The sequence below is a fragment of the Burkholderia sp. MSMB1588 genome (assembly GCF_001546925.1).
Classification (GTDB): Bacteria; Pseudomonadota; Gammaproteobacteria; order Burkholderiales; family Burkholderiaceae; genus Burkholderia; species Burkholderia humptydooensis.
Window position 1 is genome coordinate 1,912,194 of record NZ_LNJS01000001.1, and the last position, 15,696, is coordinate 1,927,889.

The 15,696-nt window shown below is 68.3% G+C and carries 10 protein-coding genes and 1 pseudogene; all 11 read right to left on the reverse strand.

Translation table 11 applies throughout. From position 1 onward, the window contains the following. Positions 1-278: 278 nt before the first annotated feature. On the reverse strand, positions 279-2,522 hold the full coding sequence (locus tag WS92_RS20395) for a tetratricopeptide repeat protein (RefSeq protein ID WP_059928447.1): 2,244 nt from the start codon (positions 2,520-2,522) through the stop codon (positions 279-281). Then, complete coding sequence (locus tag WS92_RS20400; RefSeq protein ID WP_059928450.1) at positions 2,519-4,771, reverse strand: tetratricopeptide repeat protein; 2,253 nt, start codon at positions 4,769-4,771, stop codon at positions 2,519-2,521. The genes WS92_RS20395 and WS92_RS20400 overlap by 4 nt, the downstream gene beginning before the upstream one ends. Positions 4,772-4,834: 63 nt before the next feature. Next, complete coding sequence (locus tag WS92_RS20405; protein WP_059928477.1) at positions 4,835-7,057, reverse strand: tetratricopeptide repeat protein; 2,223 nt, start codon at positions 7,055-7,057, stop codon at positions 4,835-4,837. Positions 7,058-7,349: 292 nt separating this feature from the next. Beyond that, positions 7,350-8,012 carry a PulJ/GspJ family protein gene (locus WS92_RS20410; RefSeq protein ID WP_059928453.1) on the reverse strand — a complete coding sequence of 221 codons (663 nt, stop codon included), beginning with the start codon at positions 8,010-8,012 and terminating at the stop codon, positions 7,350-7,352. Further along, positions 7,996-8,436: a type II secretion system minor pseudopilin GspI gene (gspI, locus tag WS92_RS20415; RefSeq protein ID WP_006026851.1), complete on the reverse strand. Its 441-nt coding sequence runs from the start codon at positions 8,434-8,436 to the stop codon at positions 7,996-7,998. Before gspI ends, WS92_RS20410 begins: the two co-directional genes overlap by 17 nt. Further along, positions 8,343-8,954, reverse strand: a complete 612-nt coding sequence (locus tag WS92_RS36750; protein WP_231755845.1) for a dehydroquinate synthase/iron-containing alcohol dehydrogenase family protein — start codon at positions 8,952-8,954, stop codon at positions 8,343-8,345. Before WS92_RS36750 ends, gspI begins: the two co-directional genes overlap by 94 nt. Positions 8,955-8,985: 31 nt before the next feature. After that, positions 8,986-9,558: pseudogene (locus tag WS92_RS36755) on the reverse strand (iron-containing alcohol dehydrogenase); the annotation flags it as partial. Positions 9,559-9,949: 391 nt separating this feature from the next. Next, positions 9,950-11,542 (reverse strand): T6SS phospholipase effector Tle1-like catalytic domain-containing protein, encoded by a 1,593-nt coding sequence (locus WS92_RS20425; protein ID WP_061083896.1) that lies wholly within the window; start codon positions 11,540-11,542, stop codon positions 9,950-9,952. A 20-nt stretch (positions 11,543-11,562) separates the two neighbouring features. Next, positions 11,563-12,048 (reverse strand): DUF3304 domain-containing protein, encoded by a 486-nt coding sequence (locus WS92_RS32810; RefSeq protein ID WP_082743762.1) that lies wholly within the window; start codon positions 12,046-12,048, stop codon positions 11,563-11,565. Positions 12,049-12,078: 30 nt separating this feature from the next. Further along, complete coding sequence (locus tag WS92_RS20430) at positions 12,079-12,933, reverse strand: DUF4123 domain-containing protein (protein ID WP_059932540.1); 855 nt, start codon at positions 12,931-12,933, stop codon at positions 12,079-12,081. Beyond that, the gene (locus WS92_RS20435; RefSeq protein WP_061083875.1) at positions 12,933-15,566 is read right to left on the reverse strand and encodes a type VI secretion system Vgr family protein; all 2,634 of its coding nucleotides are present in this window, start codon (positions 15,564-15,566) and stop codon (positions 12,933-12,935) included. Before WS92_RS20435 ends, WS92_RS20430 begins: the two co-directional genes overlap by 1 nt. Between the last annotated feature and the right edge of the window lie 130 nt (positions 15,567-15,696).

The window sequence follows — 15,696 nt, forward strand, 5'->3', positions numbered from 1 at the left end:
CCCGTCGTGTCAGGTTGTCGTGCGATACGCGCGCGTGCTGCCATTCTTCACTCCGAATCCTGGAAAATTGCGCATGGCGACGAAACGCGCCGGAAACGACGCCGAATCGAAGCCGCGCATGTCGTTGCCCTTGGGTTGCGCCCGGGTTGCGTCCGAGCTGCGCCTGAAACAGGCCGTGACAGGCCGTGGAATCGAGAGAACATACGAAGGCCCGATGGCAACGGCATGGCGGGTGTTACGGACCATTCCGGCCGCCCGCGAAAGGTCCGTAGCTTTTGTCACAGTCGGCCCGTCACGCGGGTTCCCCGCGCGATGCGCGCGGCGAGCGCCGCCGCGACGCGCTCGACCACCGGGCGCCAGTCGCCGGGGCGCGTCTGCCTGAACAGCGTCGCGCCCGGATACCACGGGCTGTCGTCGCGATCGAGCAGCCAGCGCCAGTCGGGCACGCGCGGCAGCAGCACCCACGCGGGCCGCCCGAGCGCGCCCGCCAGATGCGCGACCGACGTGTCGACGCTCACGACGAGGTCCAGCGCGTCGACGAGCGCGGCCGTCTGCGCAAAATCCGTCAGCGCGCCGTCGAACGACAGGACGCCGCTTGCGCCGAACGCGTCGGCGTCGCGCGGGCGCACCTGCGGCTGCAGGCTCACGAACGTCGCGTCGAGCGCGACGAGCGGCGCGAGCGCGGCGAACGTCATCGAGCGGTTCTCGTCGTTCGCGTGCAGCGGATTGCCGGACCATGCGAGCCCCACCCGCAGCCGGCGCGACGGCGCGGCCGCGTCGAGCCGCTCGATCCACGCGGCGCGCCGCCGCGGGTCGGCGCGCAGATACGGCACGTCCGCCGGCACCGTGTCGAGCGTCGTGCAAAACGCGTAAGGCATGCTCATCAGCGGACAGTGTAGGTCGAACGCCGGCACGGCCTGCCCTTCGGCGACGACGCCGGCGACGCCTCTCAGCGTGCCGAGCAGTTCGGCCAGCGCCTGCGGCGCTTCGACGAGCACGGTCGCGCCGCGGTCGTGAGCGAGGCTCGCGTAGCGGCAGAACTGCAGCGTGTCGCCGAAACCCTGCTCCGCGTGCAGCAGCAGCGTGCGGCCCGCGAGCGGCACGTCGCCGCGCCATTGCGGCCGGTCCGCATGACGCCGGTGCAGCGCGACGTCGGCGGCGTCCCAGCGCGCCTCGTGCTGCCGCCAGCCGGCATCGAAATCACCCATCAGCAGGCGGCAGAACGCCTCGGATCGACGCGCGACGCCGTGCTTCGGATCGCGCGCGCAGGCGAGCGCGAAATCGGCGAGCGCGGCGGCGTGATCGCCGAGCTGCTGGTGCGCGACCGCGCGCGCATGGATCTCCTGCGCCGAATGGCCGGGCGCGATGGCGGCGGCGGCGTAACCGGCGAGCGCTTCGTCGTGGCGGCCGAGATGCTGCAACGTGAGCGCGCGGTTGCACAGCACTTCCGCATGCGGGCCGGCCGCTTCGAGCGCGCGGTCGTACAGCGCGAGCGCATCGTCGAACGCGCCGAGCGAGCGCAGCGCGCCCGCGCGATTGCGCAGCGCGTCGAAATCGGCCGGCGCGCGCGCGAGCGCCTCGCCATACGCGTGCGCGGCCTGCGCGTGGCGCCGGAGCCCGAGCAGCGCGTTGCCGCGGCCGATCCACGCGCCGACGTCGTCGCGGTTCAGCGCGAGCAGCCGGTCGCATCGCTTCAGCAATTCGTCGCGCAAGTGCAGCAGATCGAGCGCGACGCAGCTCACGAACAGCAACTGCGCGTCGTCCGGCGCGCGGGCAAGCCCTTCGTCGATGCATGCGAGCGCCTCGGCCGGCCGGCCCAGCTCGATCAGCGCGTACCCGCATGCGTAGACGAGATCGGGCGTCTTGCCGCGCACGACCATCGCGAGCTGGTAGCTGTGCAGCGCTTCGTCGCCGCGACCGAGCGCACGCAGCGCGTGGCCGCGTTCGGCGTGCGCGCGCGGGTCGTCCGGATCGACACGCAGCGCGCGCCCGACGCTGATCAGCGCGTCGGCGGGCCGGCCGAGCGCGCGCAGCGCCTCGCCGCGCCGGACCCACGTGGCAGCGCGGCCCGGCTCGCGCGTGAGCGCGCGATCGTACGACGCCACCGCGTCGTCGTGCCGGCCGAGCGCGAGCAGCGCGTCGCCGCGCGCCGCATGCGACGGCGCGTGGCCGGCGTCGCCCGCGAGCGCGCGCTCGGCGGCGTCGAGCGCTTCGCGATGGCGGCCCACGCCCGTCAGCGCCGCCGCATGATTCGCGAGATTCCACGGCTGGTTCAGGCCGAACCGCATCGACCGCGCGATCAGCGGCTCCGCGCGCGCCGGATCGCCGAGCTGCAGATGGACGAGCCCGAGCAGATGGAGCGCCTCGACGTGGTCCGGCATCATCGTCAGCACGCCTTCGTAGAGCCGCCCCGCGCCCGCGAAATCGCGCTGCTCAAGCCGCTTGCGCGCGTGGCGCAGCGCGTCGTCGACGGCTGCCCGCAGCGATGCGGCATGCACGCCGGACGCCGGCCCCGCGCTCACCGCGCGCCTGCGGCCACGAGCGCCGGCAGCGCGCCGCGGACCCGCTCGACGACGCTCGCCCACTCGCCGCCCTCGGGCTGGCGGAACAGCCGCGCGCCCGGATACCACGGGCTGTCGTCGCGATCGAGCAGCCAGCGGAAGTCGGGCGTGTGCGGCAGCATCACGGCGAGCGGCCGGCCGAGCGCGCCGGCCAGGTGCGCGACCGACGTATCGACGCTGATCACCGCATCCATCGCTTCGACGAGCGCGGCCGTGTCCGCGAAATCCGCCAGCTCGTCGCCGACGAAGCGAACCGGGCTCGCGTCGAGCGCCGGACGGTCGTCATCGCGCATCACCTTCTGCAGGCTCACCCATTCGTAGCGGTCGTCGAGCAGCGGCAGCAGATCGGCGAGCGTCATCGAACGGTTGCGGTCGTTCACGTGCAGCGGATTGCCCGACCACACGAGACCGACGCGCGGCCGGCCGCTCGCGCCGAGACGCATCCGCCAGCGCTCGACGCGAACGGGGTCGGCCCGCAGGTACGGCACGTCCGCCGGAATCGACGACAGATCGGTGCGCAATTCGAGCGGCAGGCTGAGGAGCGGGCAATGCAGGTCGAACGGCGGCAGCGGCTCGCCGCGCGCGACGAGCGCGTCGACGCCGTCGAGCGTCGCGAACAGGGTCTTCAGCTCGACGGGCGCCTCGACCACGACGCGCGCGCCGAGCGCCTTCACGCGCGGCACGTAGCGGCAGAACTGCAGCGTATCGCCGAGCCCTTGCTCGTGGTACAGCAGGATCGTGCGCCCGTCGAGCGGCATGCCGCGCGTCCAGCGCGGCTGCGCGAAGTCGCGCCGGCTTCCGTCGAGCTGGCTGTCGCGCCAGCGCCATTCGTACTCGGCCCAGCCGGCTTCGAAATCGCCGATCGACAGGCACAGGAACGCGCGCATGCAGTGCGCGGGCGCGTAGTCGGGATCGATGTCGATCGCATCCGCGTAGGCCTGCCGCGCTTCCTCGTGACGCCGCAGCGCGCGCAATGCGTTGCCGCGGTGGAAATGCGCGAGCTTCTCGCGCGGCGCGACGGCGATCGCGCGCGTGAGATCGTCGAGCGCCTCGTCGTAACGGTGCGTCTCCAGCCTCACGCGCGCGCGCGTCAACGACGCGTGCGGATCGTGCGGCGCGAGCGCGAGCGCGCGGTCGCACGCGCGATGCGCATCGCGATGGCGATCGACGCGCATCAGCGCGCTCGCGTAGTTGCACAGCACGCCGACGCTGTCCGGTTCGACGTCGAGCGCGCGGGCGTAGCTGTCGACCGCGTCGCCGTGGCGCCCCAGATGGCTCGCCGCGTTGCCGCGATTCGCGAGCGCGTGCGCGTGGCGCGGCTCGATCGCGAGCGCGCGCTCGCAGCGCGCGAGCGCGTCGTCGTGCCGGCCGAGCTGGTCGAGCGCGATCGAGCTGTTGAAGATCGCGTCGACGAACCCAGGGCTCGCCGCGATCGCCGCATTGAAATCCGCGAGCGCGCGCTCGGGCTCGTGCAGGTCCAGATACGCGACGCCGCGCAGGAACAATACATCGGCGCTGCCCGGCGTCAGCGCGAGCGCGTGGCCGTAGCTGTCCGCCGCGTCGCCGAAGCGGCCGAGCGCGCGCAGCGCGAGCCCGCGCGCGCGCATCGCGTCGAACGTGCGGCCCGCGAGCGCGACCGCGCGGTCGCAATCGGCGAGCGCGGCGTCGAAGCGGCCGAGCGCGCGCAGCGTGTCGCTGCGCTTCACGTAGCCGTCGGCGAAGCCGGGCGTCCGTTCGAGCAAACGATCGTATGCGGCGCGCGCGTCGTCGTGCCGCGCCAGTTGCGCGAGCAGGCCGGCCCGCTGGTACAACGCGCGCGGATGCGCGGGATTGATCGCGAGCGCTTCGTCGAGGCGCGCGAGCGCGTCGCACGCGCGCCCGAGCCCTGCGAGCACGGCCGAGTAGTTCGCGAGCGCGAGCGGCGCCGGCCGATGCTCGACCGAGCGCCGCATCAGCGGCTCGGCGTCGTCGAGCCGCCCTTGCTGGAAGCGCACCGCGCCGAGCAGATGCAGCGCTTCCGGGTGATCGGGATCGAGCGCGAGCAGCTCGGCGTACGCTTTCTCCGCGTGCTGCAGCGCGCCCTCGCGATGCGCGTTGCGCGCGCGGGCGAGCAGCCGTTCGAGCTGCGCGGCGTCGGGCGGGCGGCGATCCGGCGATCGCGGCTCCGCCAGCGCGCTCGCGAGTGTCGTCCCTTCCCCGTTCGATGTCATCGTGTGGCCCCCGCTGGTCGCTGATCGTTGTGCTTCGTTATCCCCAGGGTCTGTTTACAGACCCTAACGTGCCATCGCCTCGATCGCGGCGAGCACCGCGTCGATCACGTCCGCCCATTTGCCGGGCGCCGGCTGGCGGAAGAGCCGCGCCGACGGATACCACGGGCTGTCGGTGCGGGCGCGCATCCAGCGCCAGTCCGGCGGATCGGGCAGCAGCAGCCAGACGGGATGCCCGAGCGCGCCCGCGAGATGCGCGACCGCCGAATCGACTGCGATCACGAGATCGATCGCGCCGATCAGCGCGGCCGTGTCCGCGAAATCGCCGAGCTCGTCGTCGACGCGCCGCACGGGAACGGTCGCGAGCAGCGCTTCGTCATGCTCGCGCACGAGCTTCTGCAGGCTCACCCAGTCGATGTCGAGATCGAACAGCGGCGCGAGCCGCGCGAGGTCGATCGACCGGTTGTGATCGTTCGGGTGCGCTGGATCGCCGGCCCATGCGAGCCCGATCCGCGGCCGGCGCCGCGCGCCGAGCGACGCGTCCCACTCGCGCGTGCGTTGCGGGTCCGCATGCAGGTAGGCGGCCGCGCGCGGAATGCTCGCTTCGTCGGTGCGAAACGCAAGCGGCAGGCTCAGCAGCGGCGCGCGACAGTCGAACGGCGGCAGCGGCGCGCCGCGCGCGATTACGTCAGCCGCGCCGTGCAGCGACGCCATCAGCGTGCGCAGCGGCGGCGCGACTTCGAACACGACGCGCGCGCCGCGCGCGGCCGCGAGCGGCACGTAGCGGCAGAACTGGAGCGTGTCGCCGACACCCTGCTCCGCGTGGATCAGGAGGGTCTTGCCGTCGAGCGGCGCGTCGCCGCGCCACGACGGCTGCGTGAACGGGCGATCGTGACGCGCGAGCCGCGCATCGCGCAGCCGCCATTCGTATTCGGGCCAGCCGCGCGCGAACTCGCCCGCCATCAGATGAAGCGACGCGCGCGCGACATGCGCGTCGACGTAGCCGGGATGCAGGGCGATCGCGCGGTCGTACGCGGCGCGCGCGTCGTCCATCTGCGCCATGTCCGCATGGAGGTTGCCGCGATCGAGCCAGTTCGCCGCATGATCTGGGCGCAGCGCGAGCGCACGGTCGAGCGACGCCGCCGCTTCGTCGTGGCGGTGCAGATCCCGCAGCACGCCGCCGCGAGCCATCCATGCGTGCGCGAAGCGGCCGTCGCACGCGAGCGCGGCGTTGCAACTGGCCAGGGCTTCGTCGAAGCGCTTCAGGAATCGCAGCGCGGTGCCGCGATTGCACAGCGTCTCGGCCGAATGCGGCTCGATCGCAAGCGCGCGCGCATAGCTGTCGAGCGCGTCGCCGTAACGCTCGAGCTGCAACAGCGCGTCGCCGCGGCTCGCGAGCGCGCGGGCGTGGAGCGGATCGAGCGCGAGCACGCGCTCGCAGCGCATCAGCGCCTCGTCTGCGCGGCCGAGCCGCGCGAGCGCGACCGCGCTGTCATGGAGCGCGTCGACGCGCGCGGGATCGGCCGCGATCACCTCGTCGTATGCGGCGAGCGCTTCGCCGTAGCGGCCGAGAGCGACGAGCGCCCGGCCGCGCTCCGCCGCGATCGCGGCCATGCCGGGCCGGATCGCGAGCGCGCGGTCGAAGCATGGCAGCGCGTCGGCCGGCCGCCCCAGTTCGCGAAGCACGAGTCCGCGGTTGAACCACGATTCGAACGAACGCGGCTCGACCATCAGCGCGCGATCGTACGTGTCGAGCGCCTCGTCGAAGCGGCCGAGCGCGCGCAGCGCGCTGCCGCGATTGCACAGCGCATCGAGCACGAGCGGCGACACGGCGAGCGCGCGGTCGAACGACGCCAGCGCATCGTCATGGCGGCGCAGCGCGAGCAACGTGTTGCCGCGGCGCACGAGCGTCTGCACGTCGCCCGGCTCCGCGCGCAACGCGGCGGCAAAATGCTCGAGCGCCTCGTCGAGGCGGCCGCGCTCGCCGGCGATCGCGCCGAGATCCGACAGCGCGCGCACGCCCGACTCGATGGCGATCGAGCGGCGCAGCAGCGATTCGGCGTCGTCGGCCGCGCCGCGCTGGAACTGCAGCACGCCGTACAGATGCAGCGCCCGCGGATCGTCGGGCGCCTTCGCAAGCACGCGGAGATACTCGCGCGCCGCGTCGTCGAGCCTTCCAGCGCTGTGCCAGTTCCTCGCGCGCGCCAGAACGGCTGCCGATTGCCATTGTCCGGACGCGTCGTTCCCCGACGCGCCCGCGTGTGCCTCATGCCGGTGCTCGACCGTCACGTTCGCCCCCTTCCCGATTGCCGGCGCCGCCGCTCGACCGTCCGAAGCGGCGGTCGCGGCGATCATGCCCACGGCGAGACTAACGGACGGCCGATAACAGACGTATGACGAAAGTTACGGACCATTTCGCCCTGGGGGACGGCGCGCTTTTCGCGCCGGGGCGGTCGCGCTCGCGCTCGGGCGGCCCGGTCGCGCAGACGATGTGCCGATGCGCCGCAAGCGCATGCCCGCGCTCGATCCGATCCGCGCCCGGGCGCCCGCCGGGGCGCATGGGCAGCGTCGCGCGGCGCCGTCACTGCCCGATCGGAATCGTCCGCACGTATTCGACCGCGGGCGAGCCCATCGTGACCGCGAAGCGAACCCCGCGCGGCAGCGGCATCCCGAGCGACGTCGAATTGCTCACGCCGTGCTGCGCGAGGAATTGCGCGTAGGCCTGCTCGACGACGGCCTGGCTCGTGGTCCATCCGCCGGGCGGAATCCATACGGAAAGCTGCATCGACCGCGCATCGCGGCCGACGACGACGCGCGCGAACGCATCCATGTGATGCAGCGCGTCCTCGACCTCGGTGAGCGACGCGAGCGGCCGGGACGCGCTGCGCACGAGCTCGCGCCCGCGCAACTGGTAGCGCACGACCTGTACCTGCGTCGGCCCGCCGCCTACGCCGAGGTGACGCACCATCACGAGCTCGTTCGGCAGGATGCGCAGCGGCGGCCCGAACACCTCGTCGGCCGTCACGAGGTTCAGCAAGTCGAACTGCAACTGCGAGAAATAGCGGCCGAGCAGGCGCGTTTGCGCGAGATTCGACGCGATGCCGTCGCGGCCGCGGATCGTCGCGTCGAGCCCGCGCCACGACAGCAACGCGATCACGGCCAGCAGCGCGATCGCGACCAGCATCTCGATCAGCGTGAAGCCCCGTGCGCGCGCTAGCGCGCGCGGTTCAGCGCCGCGCCTCATTCTGGATCACCGTCGCGACTTCGGCGAGCACGTTGCGGCTCGACGCCGACGGATAGACGCTCACCGTCACCCGGCGCACGAGCGGGCTCGGCAGCGCCGCGACGGATTGGCGGCACACGAACGGATAACGCCCCTGCGGGCACGCGAACGTGCGCGCGCCGACCGGCGGCCAGCTCGACGCGATGCGAATCTCGCCGAGCGCATTGTCGGCGCTCCACAACGCTAGCAGGCGCATGCGGGCCGTATCGGTGTCCGACGCGAGCGCACCGATCGCGCGCATCACGGCGCCCAATGCGATCGCGACGATCGCGAGCGCGACCAGCACCTCGATCAGCGTGAATCCCTGTTCCTGTTCCCGTTCCCGTGCCGCGCGCGAACCGCCGCGTGCCGGACGATCGTGATGGTCGGTTTTGTCGTCGCACATGGCCTGCGTCTGTCGATGAGTCGCCCGGCGCCGTACTGGATGAGAAGCCGGCTCACGCGAGGCATCCCGCGCCGGCGCGGCCGGCGCCGCGTACGCACATTAAGCGACGCGTATGGCAGACACGTGTCGAATGGTACGGACCATTCCAGTCGGGACGAGACAGCCAGGCGGCGGACGTGGTCTTCGGCCTTGACGCCCAACGCGACCAGGCCGGCCGGGATGCCGATCGATGCCGAGAGCCCGCGGATCGCCGCAATGGCGGCCCGAGCGGCGTCGACGGTGCTCAAGCCTGCCGTATTGACGCCGAGGAGCGACGCGACGGTGGCGAAGCGTTCAGGCGCGGCAATTAGGTTGAACTCGGACACGTGCGGCAGCAGGATCGCATTGCAGACCCCGTGCGGGAAGTTGTAGAAACCGCCGAGCTGGTGCGCCATCGCGTGCACATAGCCGAGCGACGCGTTGTTGAACGCCATCCCGGCGAGATACTGCGCATAGCACATCACAGCGCGCGCCTCCATCGATTCGCCGTTCGCGACAGCCTTCGGCAGCCATTCGCCGATCAGCGCGATGGCCTTCTTCGGCGCAGGCGTCGGTGATTGGCGTCGCGGCCGTGGAAACGTAGGCCTCCACCGCGTGCGTGAGCGCGTCCATGCCGGTTGCGGCGGTCAGCGCGGGCGGCATCGCCACCATCAGGCGCGGATCGTCGATGGCGATGAGCGGCGTGCAGCGCCAATCGACGATCGCCATTTTCACGTGATTGCTGGAGTTGGTGATGATGCAGAATCGTGTCATCTCCGCTGCCGTGCCCGCCGTCGTGTTGATCGAAATCAACGGCGTCATCGGCACCGTCGATTTGTCGATCCCTTCATAGTCGCGGATATGTCCGCCTCCGGCGGTGACGAGCCCGATGCCTTTCGCGCAGTCGTGCGACGACCCGCCGCCGAGCGAAACGATGAAGTCGCACCCCTCGCGCTGATAGAGCTCGATGCCGTCGTGGACGTTGATGTCGGTCGGATTGGGCTCCGCGCCCGGGAAGATGACGGCCTGCAGGCCGACGAGCCACGACAGATCCGCGCCGTCGAGGTAGCGCGGAATCGGGCCCGCGTACATCGGCGTGTTCATGAACGGAATCTGCACGGCGACGCCGATCGCGCAGGCCGCGAGCGCCTGCGGATTGAAGCGGCCGGAGATGCCGCCGTCCGCGACGAAGATCGACTCGATGTCGTACTTCCCCTTGTGGATCACGTGGTTCAGGGGATGGAATGAGAGGCAAAAGTCTTGTTCCACAAGCCTCTCGCCTCGTGCTGTAGCAAATCTGTCGCACTGGAAAAGTGCCCGTGATCAGCGGGCTTTAGCGTATCCGGCCCTAACCGGATCGCAGATCAATTGCAACGCGGCTCTGGTTGCTCTCCACTCGCCCTCAGACATCGACGCACAAACCACGCTGAAGTCCCCGCGTTCTTTCCGGGAAGACCGCTCGAGCCACCGTAATGGCTCTGACATCGGCAAAAGCCTACGCCACTGCTAAATCCCCCGCATTCATCGGGTCATTCTCCGCGAGATAGCGCCGCTGGTCACACCAGATCCCCCGCTGATCCCATAGCGCACAGGGCCACGACGTGAATGCAGCAACCGAATCGTGAACGTATTCGGCCAGCAGTTGATCGACGGCCAGCAAAGGCGGCTCCTGCTCGTCCCACGCCGACAGGATCATTTTTTCGTATGGAGTCAGTTCGCGCGGGGTCGGCGGGTAGCTATGCGGGCCGGGGCGGCGTTCGATCGGGTTGCGCAGGAACTCGATATGCCGCTCCAGCCGCCGTTGCTCGCCCAATAGTTGTCTGGCTTGCTCTTCGGGATCCTTCGGGACGTCATAGACCCATTCGTTCGGCTGGCATGGCGGGTGGTCAGCGTCGGTTCCGGCCGACACGGCCGCGCAAAACGATGCGCCGACTTTTTGATAGAGCCGCCCCAATACGCGATCGTCCGCACGGTTGCGAGCAAGAACGCTGCGCCACCGGAAGTTCAGGTAACGGTGCGGTTGGATCAGCGCTTCGAGGCCATCGCCGAACGCGGCCGGAAGCGCAGCCATATACTCGTTGTACAGCTTCACGACACGAGCCTCATCAGCCAGTTCGAAATCCTTCCTGATGTTCCTTGGCATCTGATCGATAGGAATCATCGGCACGCGGGCCTTTAACGCCTCCGCAAACATATGCCTCAGCGGAATCAACGAAAGATCGTGAACGCGCCCCTGCTCCTCAGGCCCGTAACCACCGCCGACATCGGAATGCACGCCCGGATATACGACTTCCTCGCAGTTGCCCGGATAGGTCTTGTCGACGCGCACCGAATCGAGCGGAAATGCGCGTCGAACTTCATGCGCCGAAGCATAGTGCACGCATCGCTCTACTTCGGCCGGTATCGCCAATTCCGACGCCCAATCGAGATGCAGAGCGGGGCCGCCGACCGAGGCGACCGTATCAAAAATGCCCATGAAGGTAATACGTAACGGCACGCGCACACCGCTCGGGGCTGCCCAATACAGCTTGCCCCCGTCCTTCACGCATTTTTGTTCAATTAATCGACGAGCAAATGCGCGCGCCTCCGTCGCACCCCGAGAAAAGCCGAAGATCGCGACAGTAACTGCGCGCATGTGCTTCCATGAGCCCGGTCCCCATTCAACTTCCAACAATCGAGAAAATTCCGCGAGGGCAAACTTAATACGAAGCTCACCGCCCGCGCCGAGTCCAAGCCCAAGCACCCCACCTTCATCGTCTTTCAGATGATCGGTGTAGCCAGCTACCTTGACGAATTTGAATGGCGTCCCCACACCAGAAAGATAGATGGACCTCGCGTCTTCTTGGATGGAATCTTTTGCCGCTCGAAATAATTTGACGACATTCGAGTGCTTGTTCTGCGGCAAGTCTCGTTCCATGTTGTTGTTCGTACCGTCGAAAAAGAACGATAGTGCGGGGTAAAGACGGCACGCGATTTTTTCTGCCTGATTTTCGGGGCATTGCAGAAGGATACGTTCCGTTACGCCGTCGATTGCTGCTTGTTTGAGTGCTTCGTTGGTAATTGGCGCGCCCGCTTGTCGAACCGTCATGAATCTCTCCCGTTGTGTAGTTACTTCGTCATGCACCCCGATCGACTGGGCGAAAAAGCCAAAGCAGCGGTATTGCGATCTCGTAAAATGACACACAGGTAGGCGTCCGCCTTGTGCCAGTCGGAATCTTGATGCGGACCGCCGGGCGGAAAGTTCGCCTGAACACTGCGCTTTTCTTCAGGTACTGTTACGGCCTTGGTTTTCGGGTCTTCGACGGCGTCCCAAGTCCAAGTCACTGTGACCGGCTTACTCCAGTCTTTCATGCCAGGGAAACAGCATGCCGCCTTCGCGCCCCCTCCCCGAGGGCTCACATCCCCCGCCCAATACTTCTCTACAAAGATGTTCACTGCCCAGCGATCGGTATGATTGGCTGGCACCATCGCAAGCGCCGGCCCTTCCCCAGCAAACGGATCGTCGGGAAGAATGTCGGAACCCGCGCAAGCGGTCAGCGTGAAGACAGCAAAGCCCGCCGCGAAAGCCATGCGCTGGAATGTAGCAAAGGTCATCTTGTGCGTCCTTCTTGGCAAATAGCCTGATTATGCTTGGGGTCGATCGATCGCTACCGGTAGTAGCGGTTTCAATAATGCAGCGCCTTCGGGCGATGCCTCGAACTCATCCCCATACCGGGCGGCAAGCGAGCAGTATTCCATGAGCACGCCGACTCCCTCGATACCGCGCTGCCGAGCACGTTCAATCTGCCGGCATACGAATCCGTAGCGCTCGCCTTCCGGGATTTCAGCTAACGTCGACGGATCGCGTTCATTGAGATGCAATAGCAACCCGTCCGGCACACTGGCCTCAATCAACGCATCCACCTGCCCCTGATCGAGCTTGAACGGCGGCCTGAGCGTCGCGGCGGAGGCCGGCATCCGATCCTGACGCCAGTCGATCTGACGCAGCGCGCCTTCGCGATCCCAATACGTCCACCTCAGAATCGGCGTGAGCCATGCCTGACGCTGCGCGTCGGACAGCACCGGCCCTTTCACGAACAGCGTCTCGTCGTCTTGCGAACCGACCAGCGTCGCGAGAATCGCCGGGTCCCAATACGCGAGCACGATCGGTTCGCCATCCGGCAAGCGCACGCGCAGAAACGACTTCAGATGCTCCGCGAGCGCCGCAAGCGGCAATGGCGATGCGAGCAGCGTCGCGCACGGCGATGACGGTCCATGTCGTTCCAGCCATGCGCGCGCCGATTCAAAGTGACTTGGGGGAATGTAGACGAGATGTGGCGAAACGGCCCGCACGTCCGCTCCGCCGTCCATCAGGCACGCGACATGATCCGACCGGACCGACAATGCCCCGGGCAGACTGCCGTTCTGCAACGGGTCGACGAGCACATATAGGTGCGCCCCTAACGAATCGGCCTCGCCGAACACGGTTTGCGTATCCATCAGCCCCCCGTCGACACGAACGCCGATCGCCCCGCCGCGCGTTTCATCATGCACGGCACACAGACCGCATCCGGCTGCGTCGGCATCGGATACGGCATGCCGGCCGGGCCTGAGAAGCTGTGCATGCTGCCCTTGATGTCGATCTTGCCCGGCGCATGGATCTGGATGTCCCCGTCCTTCAGCCGGATGTACGCCTGCCCCGACGTGATCAGTATCTCCTTGTCCGCCGCGATCTCGATGCGCTCCGTCGCCGACACGATTCGCACCGTCTTCTGGCCGATCAGGTCGAGCGTCTCGCGATGCGACTCGATCTGAATCGCGTCCTTCGAGAACAGCTTGATCCCGTCCTGCGCGAACACGCTCACCTTCTCGCCCGCGCTTGCCACGAACGACTTCCCCGTCGCGACGAACGCGCTTTGACCCGCGACGACGTTCACGTGCCGATCCGCCGACGCGTGCAGCGACTGAAACGTCGTCAGGCCCATGCCGCCCGCGCTGCCGAGCAGCATCGCCGGCACCTTGAAGCCGTTCGCGCTGCCCGTCCCGCCGCCCGAGGTGCGCCCGCCGCTCAAGCCCGGCTCGACCGGCTGCCGCGTCGCGTCGGTCAGTTCCGTGAGCGCGTCGTGACCCGCTTTCAGACTCTCCGCGCGATGCTGCTCGCTCAGCGACGATTGCTGCGCGAGCACCTCGGCCGCGTCCTTCAGTTGATCGCGCGCCGCGTCCACCTCCAGTTGCTCGGCGTCATGGCGGGTCGAGTGCGTGCCGATGTACAGGCCGCGATTCGCGCGGACCGCGCCGTATTGGTCGGCATGCAGCGTGAAGCCCGAGCCGAGATAGCGGCCGCGCGTATTGCCCCGCTGAACGATCCCGTAGCCGAGCGTCAGATGGCTGTAGTCGCCCCGCGTCTTGCTCAGCAGACGCGCGCGCACCTGTCCGGTCGCATCGTCGAGCTGCATCTCGCTGTAACCGCCGCCGCCTCCGTATTCGCGCGACTGGAAGCCCGACAGCAGCCCGTCCGAATGCCACATCGGCGGCGTCGCCCCGCCCGGCGCGCGCGATACGATATACGGGCGGTCGCAGTCGCCGCCGACGAAATCGACATAGACGGTCTCGCCGCGACGCGGCACGTGTACGCCGCCGTACTGCTGCCCGGTATCCGACTGCGCGACCAGCAACGGCGGCGACGTCTCGAACGCGTCGGGCGGACTCTGCCTGTCCCAATGGAATCGCGCGCGCACGCGGTTCAGCGGATCGGTCCAGACCTCCTCGCCGTTCGGCGTGACCACCGTCGCCATCTCGACCGACATGGACGGCTTGCGATGCTCGAACGGGCTGCGGTATTCGATGTCGGTGCGCTGCGCGTCCACCTCGATGACGTAGAGGCCCATCGCGCCGTCCTGCGGATGCGGCGCAACCGCGAACGCCGGGCCATAGCCCGAACGCGCCCGCTCGATGTCCGCTTGCAGGCTGTACGGGAAATGCAGGCCCGAGCGGGCGATCGGCACGTTGTTCTCGATCGTCCAGCGGGCCGCGACGGCGACGAATTCCCGCTCCTTCGGATCGGCTTCGGCGTGCGCCGGATGATCGTTCAGCACGAACCGGCCGCCGACATCGACCCAGCGCGAGCCGCCGACGCCGGCGTACCGCCTCGAGCGCGACTCGTATTCCTCCGCTCGAATGCGCGCCCACGCAACGCCTCGATCCGAGTCCGGATACCGGTACGCACCCGCGCTATAGTCTTCGAGCGGCGGATACGGAATCGCCTTCTGCTCCTGCGTACGCCAGTTCGTCTGCTCGACGTAGCGGGTCGTTTGCACCGACTGCCGGACCTCGAAGGGCATCGTCGGGCGCTGGTAGTCGCCGGAACGCGAGGCGACGTGCACGCTGTTCAACTGGCGCAGCGTTGCCCATTGCGTGAACCCGTCGAACTCGTCGCCGGCATGGCCTCGATAGAAGTCGATCGGCTTGGCGTCCGGCAGCGCCTCGACGCGATCGACGATCCGGAGCATCGTCTTCTGCTCGCGACCGTCGTGGGTCCAGTAGCCATAGAGCCCTTCGTCTTCCATGATCCGGTTGACGAAGTGCCAGTCGGTTTCGCTCTGCCGGCAATACGAACGCTTCGCGAGCGCCCCGCTCAGCGCGAACCGGAATGCGCCCTGAAGCGGCGGATAGCGATTGAATACGTCGGACAGGATGTCCTGCGCATCGCGGTCGAGCCAGAAATGCTCGTCGCGGCGATGCCGGAGAAAGTGCAGCGCCGACGAAAAGCCGATTTGCCACGACGTCAGGCCGCCGTCGGCCCCGAGTCGGCGCACGGTATGCACATAGCCGTGGATCGGCCGGTAGTCGGCATTCAGGTCGAGCACGCCGCGCGGCTGCTGGAGCCACAGCGTCACGGGCTGCGCGATCAGCGCGTCGGGATTCAGGTCGTCGCGCGTGGTCGCGGCGTCGATTGTCCATGTGTAATCGCGGCCGAGCCTGGCGTCGCCGACCGCGCGCAACGGAATCAGCGTGTTCGCGCCGAGCGGCGTGTCGAGCTTCAGCAGCCGCTCGCGCTGCAACAGCCCACGATGAATCGCCTCGAAGATCGGCGCAAACGCCGCCTCCTGCGGCCCGCGTGGCCCCAACGTCATGGTTCAAATCCTTTTTTTTCTCAGGTTCGCCGGAATGGGGCGCGTCGCGCCCCTTGTTGTCAGGCGATTGAGCGCAGTATCGGTACCGGCGAACCGCCTTCTTTGGCGAATAAGGATACCAAATCTGCTG

Coding starts and splice junctions, on each gene's coding strand:
- WS92_RS20430 (WP_059932540.1), bottom strand. CDS start 12,933: ATGGATACGCAAACCGTGTTCGGCGAGGCCGATTCGTTAGGGGCGCAC.
- WS92_RS20410 (WP_059928453.1), bottom strand. CDS start 8,012: ATGAGGCGCGGCGCTGAACCGCGCGCGCTAGCGCGCGCACGGGGCTTC.
- WS92_RS36750 (WP_231755845.1), bottom strand. CDS start 8,954: ATGGAGGCGCGCGCTGTGATGTGCTATGCGCAGTATCTCGCCGGGATG.
- WS92_RS20400 (WP_059928450.1), bottom strand. CDS start 4,771: ATGACATCGAACGGGGAAGGGACGACACTCGCGAGCGCGCTGGCGGAG.
- WS92_RS20425 (WP_061083896.1), bottom strand. CDS start 11,542: ATGACGGTTCGACAAGCGGGCGCGCCAATTACCAACGAAGCACTCAAA.
- WS92_RS32810 (WP_082743762.1), bottom strand. CDS start 12,048: ATGACCTTTGCTACATTCCAGCGCATGGCTTTCGCGGCGGGCTTTGCT.
- WS92_RS20435 (WP_061083875.1), bottom strand. CDS start 15,566: ATGACGTTGGGGCCACGCGGGCCGCAGGAGGCGGCGTTTGCGCCGATC.
- gspI (WP_006026851.1), bottom strand. CDS start 8,436: ATGTGCGACGACAAAACCGACCATCACGATCGTCCGGCACGCGGCGGT.